Raw genomic sequence first — 17,641 nt, 5'->3', positions numbered from 1 at the left:
TTTTAAGTGTGATTAGCGGGACGATCCTCCTTCCGAGGGGGATTTCTGCCCGATAATCTATAAATCATGGTTTACATAGTCATATTTTAAAAGGAGGAATTTACATGATTGTTAAATCTTTAGACGAAATTAAAGGAACTGTTGATGACGTAGCTGATGGGCATTGGGAAAGCCGACGTTTTATTTTGCAAAAGGATGGAATGGGGTTTTCTCTACATGATACGATCATTCATGCAGGAACAGAGTCTGTTTTTTGGTATAAATACCATCAAGAAGCTGTTTATTGCATTGAAGGTGAAGGTGAAATTGAAGATTTAACGGATGGAAAGATCTATCCAATTAAAGCAGGTACGATGTATGCACTTGATGGGCATGAAAAGCACCGTCTGCGTGCAAAAACACAAATGCGAATGGTTTGTGTCTTCAATCCTCCATGTACGGGACAAGAAATACATGATGAAGAAGGCGCTTATCGATTACCAGAACAAGAAGCAGCATCACAGAAGTAAGTGTTGAATTTTTAACGATTTAGCAGCTAATCCACAAGACAAGTCATCTCCGCTTTTATAGAAATATATAAAATAGAAGAAGGAGTGATTGGGTTTGTTAGACTTATATCCGTCAAGAGTAAGTAATATTCCAACCATTACTGATCGAAAGGATCCTGTTGTTTATTCTGATTTATCACAACCAGGTCCTCTTGCAGCTGATCAATTATCTTTTTTTGAAGAGAATGGTTTTTTAGTACTTGATCAGTTTTTTAATGAAACAGAAGTTGCTGTGATGCGCAAAGAGCTTTCTAATGTGCTTGAAGAATCGAGAGGCTCAGATGATAAGCGGGTCATTCGTGAACCTGATAGTCAGGATGTCCGATCTGTGTTTGCTGTTCATGAACACGAAGAGTTTTTTAAAGATCTATCAAGGGACGAACGTCTGACAGGGATACTTGAGCAGCTTCTAGGTTCTGAAGTGTATATACACCAGTCCAGAATCAATCTTAAATCAGGTTTTAATGGCAAAGAGTTCTATTGGCATTCCGATTTTGAAACATGGCATGTTGAAGATGGTATGCCAAGAATGAGAGCAATTAGCTGTTCCATTACGTTAACAGAAAATACTCCATTTAATGGACCGCTTATGCTGGTGCCTGGTTCTCATAAATATTACGTTTCTTGTGTGGGCGAAACACCAGAATCAAATTATGAACAATCTCTTCGCAGACAAGAGGTTGGTGTACCTGACCATGAGAGCTTAACCAAACTGGTAGAACAAGGGGGAATTGTTGCTCCAACTGGTCCAGCTGGTTCGGTTATATTATTTGATTGTAACATCATGCATGGTTCAAATAGCAATATTACACCTAGTCCAAGAAGCAATGTGTTCTTTGTTTTTAACAGTGTGGAAAACAAGTTAGTTTCGCCATTTTCCGGCCAAAAGCCGCGGCCTGATCATATTGCAGCACGTGAAAAGGTTTTGGAAAATATTTAATGTTTAAAGTACTCCTTTCGAGGGGTACTTTTTTATGTACGCAGGTTTTTCGGCTTAATTCGTTCGATTAAGTATTGTTTTTCTGATTTGAAAAATAATAGAAGTAATCTTAAATTAAACAGTTGGACATGCGGGGGTTTACATGAATAAAAAGATTTTGCGAAATCCAGTTTTTTTTATATCAGGTGCTGTTATTTTGGCATTAGTTATTCTTGGTGCCATCATTCCAGTGAAGTTTGGAGAAGTCTCAGGAAACCTGTTTAATTTTACGACGGTAAATTTTGGCTGGTTCTACTTATTAGCAGTTCTCATTCTGATTGTATTTTTGGTTGGCTTGGCCTTAAGTAAGTATGGAGCAATCCGCCTTGGCGGTGAAAAAGAGCGCCCAGAATTTTCATTCTTTACATGGATTGGAATGTTATTTTCAGCGGGCTTTGGTGCGGGACTTGTTTTTTGGGGCGTCGCGGAACCGATGAGTCACTTTTTTACTCCGCCTTATGCAAATGTAGCAGGTCAAACAGAAGATGCAGCAAGACTTGCAATGGGATATTCCTTTTTTCATTGGGGAGTCAGTCAGTGGTCCGTATTTGCAATTGTCGGACTTGTGATCGGGTTCCTGCAGTTCCGTAAAGATCGAGATGGACTTGTTTCAACAGCACTAGAACCTGTCACAGGAAGCAAACCGGGTGTAAAGCATACAATTGATACATTAGCTGTGATTGCGACGGTAATGGGGATTGCTACATCGATTGGTCTTGGGGTACTGCAAATGAATGGCGGAATTAATGCTGTATTTGGAACGGAAAACCATTTTGGAATCCAAATCATCATTATTGCCATTATTTTTATTGCTTATATGTTGTCTTCCACAACCGGCTTAGATAAAGGGATTCGCTATTTGAGTAATCTAAATTTAGGAATCGCCATAGTGCTGCTTTTATTTGTACTTATTACAGGTCCTACTGTATTTATTTTAGAAAGCTTTACATTAGCAATGGGGGACTATTTCACGAATTTTATCCAGTACAGCTTACGTCTGCAGCCGTATCAGGGAGGAACTTGGGTTCGTGACTGGACGATCTTCTATTGGGCTTGGGCGATTGCATGGTCGCCTTTCGTTGGAGCTTTTGTAGCAAGGGTCTCGAGGGGACGCAAAATACGTGAATATATCATGGGTGTCATGATTATTCCCCCTTTAATCGCGTGCTTATGGATAGCGGCGTTTGGGGGAACAGCAATATGGCAGGATTTAAATAATGGTGCGGGAATTGCAGCTGCTGTTAATGCCGATATTACATCAGCGTTGTTCCAAACCTTTAACTATTTGCCATTCTCGGTAATCATGTCTGTGCTATCTATATTATTAATATTCACATTTTTAGTGACGTCCGCTGACTCAGCAACCTATATATTAGCCAGTATGACGTCTTATGGAAGCATTACACCACCGCAATTTGCCAAGTATGTGTGGGGGATCCTGATGTCGGCGATTGCTGCCGTGCTGCTTTATGCAGGGGGACTTGAAGCATTGCAAACAGCTTCCTTAATTGCGGCGCTTCCATTCACAGTCATTCTTTTGTTATTAACATTTGCTATTGTAAAGTTACTGAAGCACGAACCACTTCCGATTCGTAAAGCAGATCTGCGGCGCTTTCGCAGATTGGAGAAGGCTGCTGCAGATAATAAGAAAAAAAAGTAGTGATTTACGAAATGATTATGATACATGGATAAAATAAGAGGTAAAGCTGTAGTGAACCATAGCTTTACCTCTTATTATTTCGTGATTATTCTTTAAATTTCTCTAGACTCTTCTTATACTGTTCTAGATACTCAGAGATTTTAAAGTCTTCTGTTTCATTTTCAGCAATCCATTTTTTCTGGAATTCTTCCGCCGTTGATTTCCACTCCTGTTCTTCTTCTGGAGTTAGTTCAACAATCGTTTTGTTTGCCCTAAACTCTTCTATAAATGTTTTTGCTACTTCGTTTTCTACTTTTCCGATTTCTTCAGTCACTTCTTGACCTGCTTGAATCATGACTTCTTTTACATCATCGGGCAGGCCTTGCCAAACCTTTTCATTAATAATGAGAGCCTGTAAGCTTGTTCCATAGTGAGGCAATACACCATGCGTTAAAAGATCTTTTACTCCTGTAGAAATGAGTGGTTTACCATCAATGCTAAGCGCATCAACTACTCCTCTTTCAACTGCTTCATACATTTCTGGGTAGGGAACTGTTACAGGAACCGCCCCTACAAATTCAAAGAATTCACTGGACATGCCTCCAGCAGTCTTGATTTTTAGTCCCTTTAAATCTGAAGGGACACGAATTTCCCGGTCCATTGTCCAAATTTCATAAGGAGGTGAGTTTAACACACCCAGCGGTCTTACACCGTTTGCTAAAAATTCCTTTTCTAGTATCTCTGGATTCTCTTGGATCAGATCCCAAAAGCCTAATGTTGATTGATAGCCGGATTCTGCGACACCAGGCATATTTTGTAAAGCATTATTGATAGGCATTTCTGAAGGATAATAAATAGTTGGAAGCATGCTGATATCAGCAACATTATCTGCAGTTAACCCAAGCAAGTCACCAGCTTTCCCGAGCTGTTCAGATGGATAGTATTCAATCTGAACTTTTCCATTTGTCCGTTCTGTTACCCTTTCTATCCAAGGTTTTACAAAATCAGTATAAGTTGTCGTCGTATCAGCGAAAAATGAGGCAAGTTTTAAAGTAATTTGTTCATCTGCAGATCCAGAGGCTTGTTCAGTTGTCTCTTGTGAGGAATTATTACCGCATCCAGCTAAGGCAATCGTTAATGTAATAATGATTATATTTATTGTTTTAAATAATTTCATTTGTATCCTCCTAACATATTAGTCAATGTGCAGCCACCTACTTTTAGACAGTAAATAAATCCACCTCCGATTGAGAAAAGCAATTGTGGTAAGTGACTAATGCTTCTAGAAAACTATTCTACATATATGAGAAAATCCCTTTTAAATAAATTAAATATTGTAATTATTTCAAAAATATTGATAATTAGACAGATTAGGACAAACCATGCAAAAGTGATGCTTCAGTGACAAGCTTGAAAACATTAAATAAGGAAAAGGTGTACCTTTGGAGAGGTTTTAACCTAGTTTTTTACAAAACACATAAATATTTTTACATTTGTGGTTGTTTGCCTTTACATTTCTTTACATTGATGAATTGAATATAGAAGAGTACAAGTTTAGCAAGTGTATATGGAGAATTTTTTGGAAGGAGGAATTATGTGGATACTTCTTTATTAAACAAACATGTTGAAAAAATTAAAGTAACAAATTTGGAAAATGCTGATGTAGAAGTAGTCAACAATTCACCGTTAAAAATGATGGGTAAGGGACGTCAAGGAGCTGTTTTTCAATTTACAAATGATATATGTGTAAAAGTATTCGGAAATGAGGAAGATTGTGAAAGGGAATATCAAGCTCTATCGCTTGGCCAGCATACAAACCTTTTTCCGAAACTTCATGGAAGGGGACCTCTTCATATTGCTATGGAAATAGTAAGAGGAGTGGATTTGCGTGAATATTTACAATCGCAGCCTCTGACAAAAGAGCTGTCTGCAAAATTAATACAAATGCTTATTGTATTTAAGGAAATTGGATTTGAAAGAATTGATCATCATAAGAGACAAATCTATCTTCAAAATGATGGGAGTCTTAAAGTAATTGATGTAGCGAGAACCATTTGGAGAGACCGGGTATATCCATACCCTCGAAAATTATTAAATTCTCTTGGAGAGGAGTATAAAGCACTCTTTTTAGAACATGTGCAAGAATTTGCTCCAAGTTTATACGAAGAATGGAAGCACTATATTGAGATGGAAGAGCAGTCCCGCGAACTCATTAAAGTAATTTCAAGTCAGGCCTATGATAAAGAAGCAATCAAAAAGGCTAGTGAAAGGTTAAGAACAAGTAATGAAAAGCCTCTTTATGAGGTAGGGCTGGAAAACCTCGTTTATAAAGTGTTTAAGGATGAGTGGGTGAAGGCCATGCTCGCAATGGGATACAACCCGGATCAAGTAAAAGATCAAATGGATGCGTATTGGGCTCAATATGAACAGGCCAAGACAGATAAGGAGTTATTGTCAGAAGTAGATCAAGAGTTTAAAGAAAAGGTATTTAAAGAGCTAATAGATTCAAAGGATAAAGGAAAGAAGAAGGAGGACAAAGAAATGGGTAAAAAGAAGGATAAAAACAAAAAATCAAAGAGTAAAAAGGTTAAAGAAACGGAAGAACAAAGAAAGAAAAGAGAAGCAGAAGAAAAGAGGAAAAGCAAAGAAGAGTTATTTAAAAAAATGCTTTCCATTGGTCCTGATTTATCAAAAACCAAGAGAAAAAAGTAAGGCATTAGAGAAGTTGGTTTTTATAGAAACAAAAACTACTAACAGGGTATATCAAAAGGTAAAGAGGTGATGTCAAAATGAAAATACTTGTCATCTGGCGCCTGCTAACTGTTGGCGGGGTTAACGCTGGCTGGCGAAATCGTGCAATATACTTCAAAAAACATGGAATCGAAACGGACTTTTTATATACCACAGATCATGGTGGTATGCATATTATGGAAGATGTAGCTACTGTGTATTTAACGAAAGATGAAGAAAAGATTGTTAATATTATTCAGAGTAATCGTTATGATGCCATTATTGTGGTTGATACAGGTGCAGCTTATAAATGGATTCAAAAGGCAAATTATCAAGGACCTGTCATTGTTGAAGCACGGACACCCGAACTAATCAAGTTACAGCCCCATCTAAAAACATTCAGAGGAATTAACCCAGAGTTTATCATTGTACCCTCACAGTATCAGAAAAGATTAGTCTCAATCCTCACTGATAATATACCAATAAATGTTATCTATAATGGCATAGACACATCCTTCTTTCGTCCGCTGCAAAAAGACGAGATTGATTACAATAGTATTCCTATTCTGAGGAACAATAAAAAAATTATTGGCTGGATAGGAAGATTGGATAAACGTAAAAATTGGACTAGATTACTTGAAATTGCGCAAAAAATTAAAAGTGAACGTGAAGATATAGAGATTTGGGTAATAGGCGGAGCACAAAGTGTACAAAGAAATGAGTTTACTATTAAATGGCAGGAGGAAGAATTGACCGATATCATAAAGTGGTTTCCCGTTATTCCTTATCAGCAAATGCCGCATATGTATGCAAAAATACGTGAGTCAGGGGGTTGTACGCTTGCTACAACCAAATCTGAATCGTTTGGGAATACGTTCATTGAGTCAATGGCTTGTGGAGTACCAGTTGTCGCATCCAATATTATGCCAATCACTGAACTAGTCCGGAAAGGGGAAACAGGCTTGCTTTTCCGCGGCCAAAACGTTGATGACGCAGTAAACCAAATTTACGGGATCGTAGACTATCCTGAACTCTATGAGCGTAGATCAAAGGAAGCGGTAAATCATGTTCGTAAAAATTTTGCGATAGAAGTGGTAGCAGAACAATATGTTGGAGCATTAAGAAAAGTGGAAGGAAAGAATGATGAAGGTGAGGTGCAGGCTCCTTGATAAAACCTGTAGCTTATCGACGAAAGATGGAAGGAAAGTCAAATGCACATTTGATTACCTTCGATGATGGTAGAGATTATGTAGTTAAATATTTTCGTCCTGGTTTTGAAAAGACATTGCCAAACGAATGGATCTCATATTGTCTGGGACGTTATCTCGGATTGCCAATTCCAGTTGCAAAAATAGTAAAAATCCCACAGGAGTTTTCAAGCCAAATTCCTGATCTGCCGCCTTTAAAAGATGACAGTTATCAATTTGCGTCATTGTTCATACCGAATTGTTTGGATGGTCATCAAGTTACTGATGTGGAAAGCATTACAAATCCTTCCACCCTTGCATCTATTATTTTATTTGATTATTGGCTGGGAAATACCGACCGAACCAGAAAAAATATCCTCCTAGAAGAAAAAGGAGCAGATTCCTATCAGTTATGGACTATTGACCATGCTGAGGTATTCAGCACGTATAATTGGGAAATGCCAGATTTAGATAGTCTTCCGGAGAGAGTCATGAAAAGTGCGGCACACCAGCTAATGGCACGTTTCATTAGAAACGAAGAGGATTTTCACGCGTCATTGGAAATTATTCAAACTATACCAATTTTGCTGATAGAAGAGATTGTCGCCCTAATTCCTGATGATTGGAATGTAACAGCGGAAGAAAGAAAGGGCATTGTCACAGTATTATTAAGAAGACGTGATAAAATACTGCCTAAATTAATGGGAAGTTTTCTTAAAAAGGTTTATAGGCCCCTTCATCAAAAAAATGATAACTCCTGACTCTTAGCGATTCAGGAGTTTATTTTAAAACCAAAGATTAAGTCTATGAATCTATTTTTCTATCGTGAAAAAAAGCTGTCGGGCTTCATATACAACGATAAATATCTTATAGCAGGAGGAAAGAGATGAAAATACGGAAAGCCATCATACCGGCTGCTGGTCTTGGAACAAGGTTCTTGCCTGCTACGAAGGCACAGCCGAAAGAAATGATGCCAATTGTTGATAAACCAACGATTCAATATATCGTCGAAGAAGCGGTTGCTTCGGGGATTGAAGAGATTATCATCATCATTGGCAGAGGAAAACGGTCAATTGAAGATCATTTTGATAAATCATATGAACTAGAAGATGCTCTTTTTAGAAAAGGAAAGCAAGATATGCTGGAAGAAGTACAGAAGATTTCAAGTTTGGCCAATATCTACTATGTACGCCAGAAGGAACCTAAAGGACTGGGACACGCCATTCTTTGTGCAAAAAGCTTCATAGGGAATGAACCATTTGCTGTTATGCTTGGCGATGATATTGTAATGTCTGAAACTCCTTGTCTCAAACAGCTTATTCGTGTGTTTGAGTATTGTAATAGTTCAGTTGTTGCTGTTCAAGGAGTTCCAAAAGAGGATGTTAGCAAATACGGAATTATAAAGCCAAAAGGCACCATGTTCGAACCAAATCTACTTCATATCGATTCATTAGTAGAAAAGCCCAATATAGAGGAAGCACCATCCACATACGCCATCATGGGACGTTATGTCTTGAGACCTGAAATATTTCAATTTTTAGAGAGTGTTCCTTTTGGAAGAGGGGATGAGCTTCAGCTGACGGATGCGATTAATGAATTAAACAAGCAGCAGGCAGTCCTCGCCTATAATTTTGAAGGAAGACGCTATGACATCGGTGACCGAATCGGCTTTATTAAAGCAACGTTAGACTTTGCTCTGCAAAGAGAGGAAATAAGAGAAGCACTTATCGATTATTTGAATGAAATGGACAAAAAGGAAAATCTTCAACTTTTTAAGAGAGAGTATGATTAGGATGAAAATTACGGTATTAGGAACAGGTTATGTCGGGCTGTCGACGGGTGTTTGCTTAGCGGAAATTGGTCATAATGTTACTTGCATTGATGTTAATACTGAAAAAATTGATCAGTTGAATAAAGGGATTTCTCCTATTTATGAGCCTGGATTAGAAAGTTTGCTAGTCAGCAATATGGGAGAGGGGAGGCTTGAGTTTACAACTTCACACCAAAAAGGCTTTGAAAGGGCAGAGGTGATCATTATTGCAGTAGGTACGCCGCAAACAGATGAGGGTGCGGCGAATTTGGTCTATCTTGAGCAGGCAGCAAAGGATATTGCCCAGCACTTGAAGCATGATGCGATTGTGGTCATAAAAAGTACCGTTCCGGTTGGCACGAATGAATATATTAAAACAAGAATAAAAGATGGGTTGGAATCTGGAGTAAAGATTGAGATTGTTTCCAATCCAGAATTTTTAAGGCAAGGGTCTGCGGTTCAAGATACTCTTCGAGCTGACCGAATCGTTATCGGTGCTGATAACAAATTTGCAGCTGAGAAAATAGCAGAGATGTACCGTCCAATGAAAGTCCCTGTACTTCAGACAACTATTCGCAGTGCAGAGTTAATTAAATATGCTTCAAATGCGTTCTTAGCAACGAAGATCAGCTTCATTAATGAAATGGCAAATTTATGTGAAGCAGTGGGGGCGAATGTTGAAGATGTTGCTGAAGGAATGGGAAGGGATCAACGAATAGGAAGTGCCTTTTTACAGGCAGGTATTGGCTATGGCGGTTCCTGCTTCCCAAAGGACACAGCGGCGTTAGTTCATACTGCTAGAAAGAATGGGGTTCCTTTTGCAATTGTGAAGGAAACGATTGAGACTAATCAAGAGCAGCAAAAACGACTTGTTTCAAAAGCTTTAAAACGATTCGGTGATATTAAGGGCAAGAAATTTGCGATGCTCGGACTTGCGTTCAAGCCGGAGACTGATGATATGAGAGAAGCTCCCTCGATTATAATTGTAAAGGAACTTGTTAGACTCGGAGCAAGTGTTTCCGCTTATGACCCGGTTGCAATGGGAAATGCCCAAAAAGTAATTGGGGATGAAATAGAATATGCCTCAAATGCCTTTGAAGCGATTGCTGATGCTGATGCCTTAATGATTGTTACCGAATGGAATGAGTTTAAGAATTTGGATTTGCAGAAGGCACTCGATGAAATGAAACAGCCGATCATTTTTGATGGCAGGAACTGTTTTAGGGAAGAGCAATTAGAAGATATTAAAAATATCGAGTATTACCCAGTAGGTAAACCGCCTTTTATCAATAGCAGCAATAAATAAATGTATTGAGTTGAAGAGAAGGGGAGGGGAGATAACAGGTACAATTACAGGGATAAATTGGTGCATTTTATCATGTATACAAAAGTGTATTCTTGTATACGAATATGTATACTTAATGTATTCATATTCGTATACTTGTTTACAAACGTGTATACATGCTGATATATCAACATGTATGCGGATTTGTGTACGTGTATACATATTTGTGTACTTGTAATCCTTTTTGAATACAACTAATGAATCATTGACTAGCTATTGGAAATCAAATAATCTATTATTATATGATGTTAAATTTTTCTTATACCTATAATCATATGAAGGGATGATTTGATGAGTAATTCTAGGGTAGCAGCAATTGATGTTGGAAATGATTCAATTAAGGCTTTATTCGGTAAAATGGACTTTGAACTAAATATACCGAACGTAATGGCAAGAGATACGGAGGATCGTCCAGTTATTGGAATAGAAGAGTTAAATGAGAAGGATCCATTAGAAGGTATTCATATTAGAGTCCACTCCCCTGCTTTAACAGAAAATAATGTTGTTTATCGTGTGGGCAGTCTTGCGACAAAAAGTGACAATGCCGCAGAATTAGATCCTGGAAGTAGTAAGTCTGAAGAGGATCAGACATTGGTTATGCTTTTTGCTTCATTGGCATTAGATGCAGTAAGAGATGAAAATTCTAATCTTTTTAAAAAGGTTAATAATGTAATAGATGCTAATTATACTCTTGGTACAGGATTACCTCTCCGTGAAGTAAAGGAAGGTAAAGATGTAGGGTACCGAGCGCAATTATTAAGCTCTGTCCATCAAGTGGAATTTTTAGTGACTCCAAAGTATCAAGGTATAAAAGTAAATATTAAATTTGATGAAGTGAAAGTATATCCTGAAGGATTTGCAGCTTACATTAACCTTGTTATGGACAATGATCTCAACATTATTAATAGAGATTTAATTGATAGAAGAATTCTGATTCAAGACATTGGAGGTTTATCAACTGATGTAGCAGTGATTAAGAACCGCAATGTCGATGATGATAAAGCGCAAGGCTTCAATATCGGTGTTTCTGAAGCATTGGAAGCAATTCGTGAAGAAATTCGTTCGAAACACGGAGTGGAGCTAGACAGCCGTCGTGATGTGGTTGAAATTATTACTAGGAAAAATGACCGCAATCACATTATGGTAAAAGGAAGCCGGACTAGTGTTCATGATATTACGGACCGCATTTTATTGGAGCTTGCCAAAAAGCAATACCGTCATCTCCGCAATGTTTGGAAAAAGAACTCACAAACAGAGATTTGCTATTTTGTAGGCGGCGGTTCTATTGTTTTAAAAGATTATCTTAAGGCGCTTAATAACAGTTTAGATGGCTATAATATTGAATTTTTCGAGGATGAGAAAGAAAGTATCTGGATGATGGCTAATGCTTATTATAAGCTTATTTCCGATTTTGTAAGAAAGAAGGAAAAAGAGGAAAAGGGCAAAGGAAAGGGCCCGGAGAAACAAGCTGTCACAAAATAATAAGGTGATGTCATGAAAAAAAACGGAAGGGCTGGTATTGAGAGGGGACAAGCTATTACGTTTAGGCTCCCTTCTGATACTCCAGATCATCTCATTCAGCAATTACAGGAATTAAAGGATAAGGAAAAACGGAATTTTTCCAGTAAAATTGCCGAGTTTGTGCTGGATGGAGTGAATCGTCATCATATTAAAGAGAAAGAAACGGTGACGATTCCTCTTCCAAGAGCATTAAGCAAGGAACAGCGTAATTGGCTGAAGCATGCCCATTCTGAAGCGCTGCTTGGATCAATTATTTACCAAATGCTTGCAGATCCTGTCCGGGCTTCTTCGTTTCTTGCCTCTTTTAACAGTCATTCATTAGATATTGATGAAGCCTTATTTCTACAAGAGCAGGAAAATCCGATGTTGGAAGATACTGATGAAAGCCGCGAGTTCGACCTTGAAACAGACTCTGTCTTGGACGAAGATGATCTAATGGAATTAGATTGGAATCAGATTAAAGATGAGCAGGCTGCTTCACTGTCTGAAAATGAGGATAATATAGAAGAAGACGATGTAGAGGACTTGCTGGGTGGATTTTTAAGCCAAATGAATAAATAAAAAAGATGCGTACTTATTAATAGTACGCATCTTTTTTATTGGTTTAGCGATAATTAGATAACACCTTGTACGATCATAGCATCGGCAACCTTTTTGAATCCGGCGATATTAGCACCAATTACAAGGTTTCCAGCATAACCATACTCCTCAGCTGCTTGAACGCTTTGCTGATAGATGTTCTTCATGATGTCATGAAGCTTAGCGTCAACTTCTTCAAAGCTCCAAGCGATTCTTGAACTGTTTTGAGCCATTTCCAATGCAGATACTGCTACACCGCCAGCGTTAGCAGCTTTTGCTGGTCCGAATAGAACATCATTGCTTAAGAATACATCAACTGCTTCAAGTGTAGAAGGCATGTTTGCACCTTCAGCTACTGCTTTCACTCCATTTGCAACAAGCTGTTTTGCAGCTTCTTCATCAATTTCGTTTTGAGTAGCACAAGGTAACGCGATATCACATGGAATAGACCAAATTCCTGTACAGCCTTCCACGTATTCAGCGTGAGGATGTGCCTCAACGTACTCTTTAATTCTTTTTCCTTCTACTTCTTTAAGACGTTTTACAGTATCGAGATTGATACCATTTTTATCATAAATATATCCGTTTGAATCACTGCAGGCTACAACTTGTGCGCCTAACTGTTGAACTTTTTCAATTGCATAGATGGATACGTTCCCAGAACCAGAAACAACCACTGTGCTTCCTTCTAATTCGATTCCTTTGTCTTGTAACATTTCTTGAACGAAATAAACTGTACCGTAGCCTGTTGCTTCTGTACGTGCTAAGCTTCCTCCGTAACCGATGCCTTTTCCTGTAAGGACACCAGCTTCGTTACCGCCGCGGATTCTTTTATACTGGCCGAATAAATAACCAATTTCTCTTCCTCCAACACCGATATCACCAGCAGGTACATCAATGTCAGGACCGATATGTCTGTAAAGCTCAGTCATAAAGCTTTGTGTAAAGCGCATGATTTCCATGTCAGATTTCCCTTTAGGGTCAAAATCTGATCCGCCTTTTCCCCCTCCGATAGGTTGACCAGTTAATGCGTTCTTATAGATTTGTTCAAATCCAAGGAACTTAATAATACTTGCATTTACAGATGGGTGAAAACGTAAACCGCCCTTATATGGTCCGATCGCACTGTTGAATTGAACACGGAATCCTCTGTTAACTTGTACTTTTCCTTGATCGTCGACCCAAGGTACACGGAATGAAATGATTCTTTCAGGTTCAACAATTCTTTCTAGAATGCTATGCTTTTGGTAAATAGGATTTTTCGCCAGAATAGGTACAAGTGAATGAAGAATTTCTAGTACAGCTTGGTGAAATTCGCTTTCATGAGGATTGCGCTTCACAACTGTTTCGTATATTTCATTTACATACTCTTTGGCGTTTCTTGTCGCCTCATCTTTTGCTTCCATTGTTAGTAACATAATATTTTTCCCCTCTTTATTAAAATTTAAAATTTTTCAAAATTCAATTGGTATGAATCCGTAGCAGAACTTATTACTTCTGTTTTTTTATTTTATATCCTATGAATAATCTAATCAATACGTATAATAGATAATATCAATGCCAATATGAGATGAATGGGGATGATAAAGTTGGAATTAAGACAAATTCAGTATTTCATCGAGGTGGCAAAACGGGAACATGTGACAGAAGCTGCATTGAATTTGCATGTTGCACAATCTGCTGTGAGCAGGCAGATTTTTAATTTAGAATCTGAGCTCGGTGTGGATTTGTTTTTTCGTGAAGGACGAAGTGTCCGGTTAACCCCAATTGGAAAAATATTTTTGGAACATATGGAGCAGGCCATGAAGGTCATTGATAATGCGAAACGGGAAGTTGAAGAGTACGTAAATCCGGAAAGAGGAACGATTCGCATCGGTTTTCCAAGCAGCTTGGCTAATTATACTCTGCCAACTGTCGTTTCTGCTTTTCGTGATAAGTATCCGAAGGTGAAATTTCAATTGAATCAGGGCTCCTACCGTCACTTAATTGATGCGGTAATCAAAGGGGACATTGATATGGCTCTCATTGGACCTCTGCCCAAAAACGAACATAAATTGAACGGTGATATTTTATTTACAGAAAATATTGTGGCCCTTTTGCCAAGTAGCCATCCGTTAGCAGATCGCAAAGAACTTACACTCAGCCAACTGCAGGAAGATTCATTTATTTTATTTCCAAAGGGGTTTATCTTAAGGGAAATTATAGTAAATGCATGTCAGGAAATTGGCTATCTGCCAAAAGTTTCGTTTGAAGGAGAAGATATTGATGCCATTAAAGGTTTGGTATCGGCAGGATTGGGTGTTACGTTAATTCCGGAAATAACATTAATAGACAGTTTACCGCGTTCGACTGTGATGATTCCGATTACTGAACCAAAAGTAACAAGAACGGTTGGAGTCATCATTCCAAAAGAGCGGCAGCTGCTACCGACAGAACGATTATTTCATGAGTTTTTAAAGGACTTCTTCTTAATTTTAAATAACTTTCAAAGGTGAATAGGATGATAACGGGCAATAGGTCTGACTCAAAAATCAGTTGAAAGGCGGGTTCTGTGTGGAATTCGTCTTTTTTAGTATGAAAGTTTATAGGCGGATTTCGCAAATAAAATATTCAGTTTAGTCTAAATATACTGCATATTTAGTAGTATTTTCAAGTATATGCTAATAATTCTAAGTTTTCCCTAAATTTAAAAGAGCTGAAGATAGGTGAGCTGGAATTATCCTTGATTATCATAAAATATGAGGTTTGTATCATCTTTTTAATTTGCGTAGACTTAATTTATGCCGCTTTTCCTATTCAACATTCCACTATTACCATCATTCACAACCATTTTCACATTAACTCTACTGTGAATGTACAAGTTTAAGATAATTCTTCTTATGAACGATGTTTTTTCCAAAAAGGTTTTAATAAGTACAGCTTTATATGAAGAAAAATGCTATTCAAAAAATTGGGGGTTTGATCATTGAAGAAATTTTTAACAGGAATAGTCGTATGTCTTTTGATGCTGAGTCTGGTTGCTTGTTCATCGACGTCATCAGGATCTGAAGGAGATATGTCTACACTGGAAAAAGCGCTTGAAGAAGGAAAGATAGTTGTCGGGTTTTCTGGAGAAGTTCCATATGCATATGAAGATGAAGATGGGAATTTAACAGGACAGTCAGTTGAAGTAGCTCGGGCTGTTTTTAAGGAGCTTGGCATAGAAGAAATGGAAGGAAAGCTGACTAAATTCGGATCGCTTATTCCTGGCTTGCAGTCAGGCAACTTTGACGTTGTTACAGCTGGAATGTATATTACGCCAGATCGTTGTGAACAAGTCGATTTCGGTGAACCAGAATATAGTATTGGTGAAGCTTTAGCAGTTCAAAAGGGAAATCCGCTTGATTTGCACAGCTATGAAGATATTGTAAATAACCCGGATGTAAAGGTAGCGATTATGAATGGTGCTATTGAAATTGATTATCTGAAAGCAGCAGGAATATCAGATGATCAAATGGAGATTGTTCAGGATATCCCTTCAAATATTGCTGCTCTTGAATCAGGCAGAGTAGATGCGATCACAATGACAGGTCCGACATTGGAAAGTGCATTGAAAACGGCAAATGCCAAGAACATTGACCGCGTTGAGGACTTTACGCAGCCGACAGTTGATGGTGAAAGTGTCCGCGGCTATGGAGCTGCCGCCTTCCGTATTGATGATGATGAGCTAAGAGAAGCTTATAACGAGAAGCTTCAAGAGTTGAAGGATTCAGGTGAATTATTAAATATTATTAGCGAGTTTGGCTTTACAGAAGCAGACTTACCAGGAGATGCGACAGCAGAGGAACTTTGTAAAGGCTAGATTGATAGATGCAAAAAACAGGCACTCTTCATTCTGGGTGCCTGTTTTTGGATAGAACGATTAAAATAAGAGATTTGAAGGATGTGATGAATGATGGATGTATATGTTGATATTATTCCTAAAATTTTACCCGGTGCGATTATAACCATCCAATTATTAGTTGCATCTTCCTGCCTAGCTTTGGTTATAGCCTTTATAGCAGGGTTAGGGCGAGTTTCGAGGTTTGCTGTTGTAAGAAGTTTGACAAGTGTCTATGTAGAGCTTTTCCGCGGAACTTCTTTGCTTGTGCAGATGTTTTTTATCTTCTTTGCTCTGCCGGCCTTTGGATTTCAATTTTCTCCATTCCTTGCTGGAGTGACGGCCCTCGGTCTAAATTATGGTGCTTATGGGTCCGAAATTGTACGCGGTGCCATTTTGGCCATTCCGAACGGCCAGACAGAAGCATCGATCGCTTTGAATATGACCCGGTGGCAGCGAATGAGGCTTGTTATTCTTCCGCAAGCGATCCGAATGATGCTGCCTGGGTTCGGAAATACCTCTATTGAACTATTAAAAGGCACTTCTCTCGTTTCATTGATTACGCTGACGGACTTAACTTACAAAGGTCTTATGGTTCAAAATACAAATATTAGCTATACATTTCCGGTCTTTATCGTACTTTTGATCATGTATTTTGTTATTGCCCTCCCGTTAATTTTTGGCGTTCGTAAATTGGAGAAAAATGCTTCAAAGGGAGTGGTGAAAGCATGACATGGGATTGGAATTTTGCGATTGAAGTATTTCCGGAAATTGCTGGTGCAATCTGGCTGGTCATTGGGATTACTTTAGGTGCATATATCGTTTCGTTGGTATTTGGACTTGCACTTACATTTGCTAGAAGGTCTAGCTTTAAACCTTTAGCCTTGGCGACATATGGCTTTATAGAATTTGTCAGAAGTACTCCTCCTTTAGTGCAATTGTTTTTTGTCTTCTTTGCACTTCCTTCAATCGGCATTTCCTTCGATAAATATACAGCTGGGATCCTGACATTAGGAATTCATTACAGCACATATCTTTCTGAGGTATACCGTTCAGGGATAGAAGCAGTTCCGAAAGGTCAGTGGGAAGCTGCGAAAGCAATGAATTTTTCAAAGATGCAGACGTGGTTCAAGGTTATTCTCCCTCAAGCGCTACCGCCAGTCATTCCGATGATGGGGAATTACTTGCTTGTTCTTTTTAAAGAAACACCTATCTTGATGGCAATTGGTGTTGGTGAGTTTTTACAAGAAGCACAGTTGATTGGTGCCGCAAACTTTAAGTATCTAGAACCTATCACGATTGTTGGATTGTTGTTCTTGTTATTAAGCTATCCATCTGCCTTGCTGATCAACAAGCTGGAAAAACGGTCAAAAAGAGGCTTTCGTTCGACAAAGAAAGCAGTAAAAGAAATGAATGAATTTGAAGAACTGAAAGGGTGATGATG

Annotated in this window: 16 protein-coding genes; 14 read left to right on the top strand and 2 right to left on the bottom strand. The window is 38.4% G+C overall.

The window, feature by feature from the left end; translation table 11 throughout:
• The first annotated feature begins 104 nt into the window (after positions 1–104).
• From CZ487_RS25555 to CZ487_RS25545, 3 genes are all read left to right on the top strand, one after another.
• Positions 105–509: an ectoine synthase gene (locus tag CZ487_RS25555; protein WP_077215170.1), complete on the top strand. Its 405-nt coding sequence runs from the start codon at positions 105–107 to the stop codon at positions 507–509.
• 94 nt (positions 510–603) lie between these two features.
• On the top strand, positions 604–1,488 hold the full coding sequence (gene thpD, locus CZ487_RS25550) for an ectoine hydroxylase (RefSeq protein ID WP_077215169.1): 885 nt from the start codon (positions 604–606) through the stop codon (positions 1,486–1,488).
• 142 nt (positions 1,489–1,630) lie between these two features.
• Positions 1,631–3,187, top strand: a complete 1,557-nt coding sequence (locus CZ487_RS25545; protein ID WP_077215168.1) for a BCCT family transporter — start codon at positions 1,631–1,633, stop codon at positions 3,185–3,187.
• An 85-nt stretch (positions 3,188–3,272) separates the two neighbouring features.
• Here CZ487_RS25545 and dctP read toward each other — a convergent pair whose 3' ends face one another.
• On the bottom strand, positions 3,273–4,343 hold the full coding sequence (gene dctP / locus CZ487_RS25540; RefSeq protein ID WP_077215167.1) for a TRAP transporter substrate-binding protein DctP: 1,071 nt from the start codon (positions 4,341–4,343) through the stop codon (positions 3,273–3,275).
• Between the two features lie 419 nt (positions 4,344–4,762).
• Between dctP and CZ487_RS25535 the strand changes: the two genes are divergently transcribed.
• From CZ487_RS25535 to CZ487_RS25505, 7 genes are all read left to right on the top strand, one after another.
• Entirely contained in the window at positions 4,763–5,878 is a 1,116-nt protein-coding gene (locus tag CZ487_RS25535) for a serine/threonine-protein kinase (protein ID WP_077215166.1), read from the top strand.
• Positions 5,879–5,955: 77 nt separating this feature from the next.
• The gene (locus CZ487_RS25530; protein WP_077215165.1) at positions 5,956–7,065 is read left to right on the top strand and encodes a glycosyltransferase family 4 protein; all 1,110 of its coding nucleotides are present in this window, start codon (positions 5,956–5,958) and stop codon (positions 7,063–7,065) included.
• The gene (locus CZ487_RS25525) at positions 7,062–7,844 is read left to right on the top strand and encodes a HipA family kinase (protein WP_077215164.1); all 783 of its coding nucleotides are present in this window, start codon (positions 7,062–7,064) and stop codon (positions 7,842–7,844) included. The genes CZ487_RS25530 and CZ487_RS25525 overlap by 4 nt, the downstream gene beginning before the upstream one ends.
• Before the next feature lie 125 nt (positions 7,845–7,969).
• A complete protein-coding gene (gene galU / locus CZ487_RS25520; protein WP_077215163.1) occupies positions 7,970–8,875 on the top strand; it encodes a UTP--glucose-1-phosphate uridylyltransferase GalU in 906 nt (301 codons plus the stop codon).
• Position 8,876: 1 nt separating this feature from the next.
• Positions 8,877–10,199: a UDP-glucose dehydrogenase family protein gene (locus CZ487_RS25515; protein WP_077215464.1), complete on the top strand. Its 1,323-nt coding sequence runs from the start codon at positions 8,877–8,879 to the stop codon at positions 10,197–10,199.
• A gap of 330 nt (positions 10,200–10,529) precedes the next feature.
• On the top strand, positions 10,530–11,720 hold the full coding sequence (locus tag CZ487_RS25510) for a ParM/StbA family protein (RefSeq protein WP_077215162.1): 1,191 nt from the start codon (positions 10,530–10,532) through the stop codon (positions 11,718–11,720).
• A gap of 12 nt (positions 11,721–11,732) precedes the next feature.
• A complete protein-coding gene (locus CZ487_RS25505; RefSeq protein WP_077215161.1) occupies positions 11,733–12,320 on the top strand; it encodes a hypothetical protein in 588 nt (195 codons plus the stop codon).
• Positions 12,321–12,373: 53 nt separating this feature from the next.
• Here CZ487_RS25505 and gdhA read toward each other — a convergent pair whose 3' ends face one another.
• The gene (gene gdhA, locus CZ487_RS25500; protein ID WP_084783388.1) at positions 12,374–13,756 is read right to left on the bottom strand and encodes an NADP-specific glutamate dehydrogenase; all 1,383 of its coding nucleotides are present in this window, start codon (positions 13,754–13,756) and stop codon (positions 12,374–12,376) included.
• Between the two features lie 171 nt (positions 13,757–13,927).
• Here gdhA and CZ487_RS25495 point away from each other — a divergent pair, with 171 nt between their 5' ends.
• The 4 genes from CZ487_RS25495 to ehuD all read left to right on the top strand — a co-directional run bounded on the left by CZ487_RS25495 (position 13,928) and on the right by ehuD (position 17,636).
• Positions 13,928–14,833 (top strand): glutamate biosynthesis transcriptional regulator GltC, encoded by a 906-nt coding sequence (locus CZ487_RS25495; RefSeq protein ID WP_077215160.1) that lies wholly within the window; start codon positions 13,928–13,930, stop codon positions 14,831–14,833.
• Positions 14,834–15,303: 470 nt separating this feature from the next.
• The gene (gene ehuB, locus CZ487_RS25490) at positions 15,304–16,179 is read left to right on the top strand and encodes an ectoine/hydroxyectoine ABC transporter substrate-binding protein EhuB (RefSeq protein ID WP_077215159.1); all 876 of its coding nucleotides are present in this window, start codon (positions 15,304–15,306) and stop codon (positions 16,177–16,179) included.
• A 93-nt stretch (positions 16,180–16,272) separates the two neighbouring features.
• Complete coding sequence (gene ehuC, locus CZ487_RS25485) at positions 16,273–16,929, top strand: ectoine/hydroxyectoine ABC transporter permease subunit EhuC (protein WP_084783472.1); 657 nt, start codon at positions 16,273–16,275, stop codon at positions 16,927–16,929.
• Positions 16,926–17,636, top strand: a complete 711-nt coding sequence (gene ehuD, locus CZ487_RS25480; RefSeq protein WP_077215157.1) for an ectoine/hydroxyectoine ABC transporter permease subunit EhuD — start codon at positions 16,926–16,928, stop codon at positions 17,634–17,636. Before ehuC ends, ehuD begins: the two co-directional genes overlap by 4 nt.
• Positions 17,637–17,641: the final 5 nt, after the last annotated feature.

The organism is Robertmurraya dakarensis (assembly GCF_900156875.1).
In the GTDB taxonomy this organism is placed as follows: Bacteria; Bacillota; Bacilli; order Bacillales; family Cytobacillaceae; genus Robertmurraya; species Robertmurraya dakarensis.
Note: the sequence above shows the minus strand (reverse complement) of the source record. Positions and strands in the feature narration are given on the sequence as shown.

Excerpts from the sequence above, each read along its gene's own strand:
- CZ487_RS25515 (WP_077215464.1), top strand. The coding sequence starts at position 8,877 with ATGAAAATTACGGTATTAGGAACAGGTTATGTCGGGCTGTCGACGGGT.
- CZ487_RS25555 (WP_077215170.1), top strand. The coding sequence starts at position 105 with ATGATTGTTAAATCTTTAGACGAAATTAAAGGAACTGTTGATGACGTA.
- CZ487_RS25505 (WP_077215161.1), top strand. The coding sequence starts at position 11,733 with ATGAAAAAAAACGGAAGGGCTGGTATTGAGAGGGGACAAGCTATTACG.
- CZ487_RS25530 (WP_077215165.1), top strand. The coding sequence starts at position 5,956 with ATGAAAATACTTGTCATCTGGCGCCTGCTAACTGTTGGCGGGGTTAAC.
- dctP (WP_077215167.1), bottom strand. The coding sequence starts at position 4,343 with ATGAAATTATTTAAAACAATAAATATAATCATTATTACATTAACGATT.
- CZ487_RS25545 (WP_077215168.1), top strand. The coding sequence starts at position 1,631 with ATGAATAAAAAGATTTTGCGAAATCCAGTTTTTTTTATATCAGGTGCT.
- ehuC (WP_084783472.1), top strand. The coding sequence starts at position 16,273 with ATGGATGTATATGTTGATATTATTCCTAAAATTTTACCCGGTGCGATT.
- galU (WP_077215163.1), top strand. The coding sequence starts at position 7,970 with ATGAAAATACGGAAAGCCATCATACCGGCTGCTGGTCTTGGAACAAGG.
- gdhA (WP_084783388.1), bottom strand. The coding sequence starts at position 13,756 with ATGTTACTAACAATGGAAGCAAAAGATGAGGCGACAAGAAACGCCAAA.
- CZ487_RS25510 (WP_077215162.1), top strand. The coding sequence starts at position 10,530 with ATGAGTAATTCTAGGGTAGCAGCAATTGATGTTGGAAATGATTCAATT.
- ehuD (WP_077215157.1), top strand. The coding sequence starts at position 16,926 with ATGACATGGGATTGGAATTTTGCGATTGAAGTATTTCCGGAAATTGCT.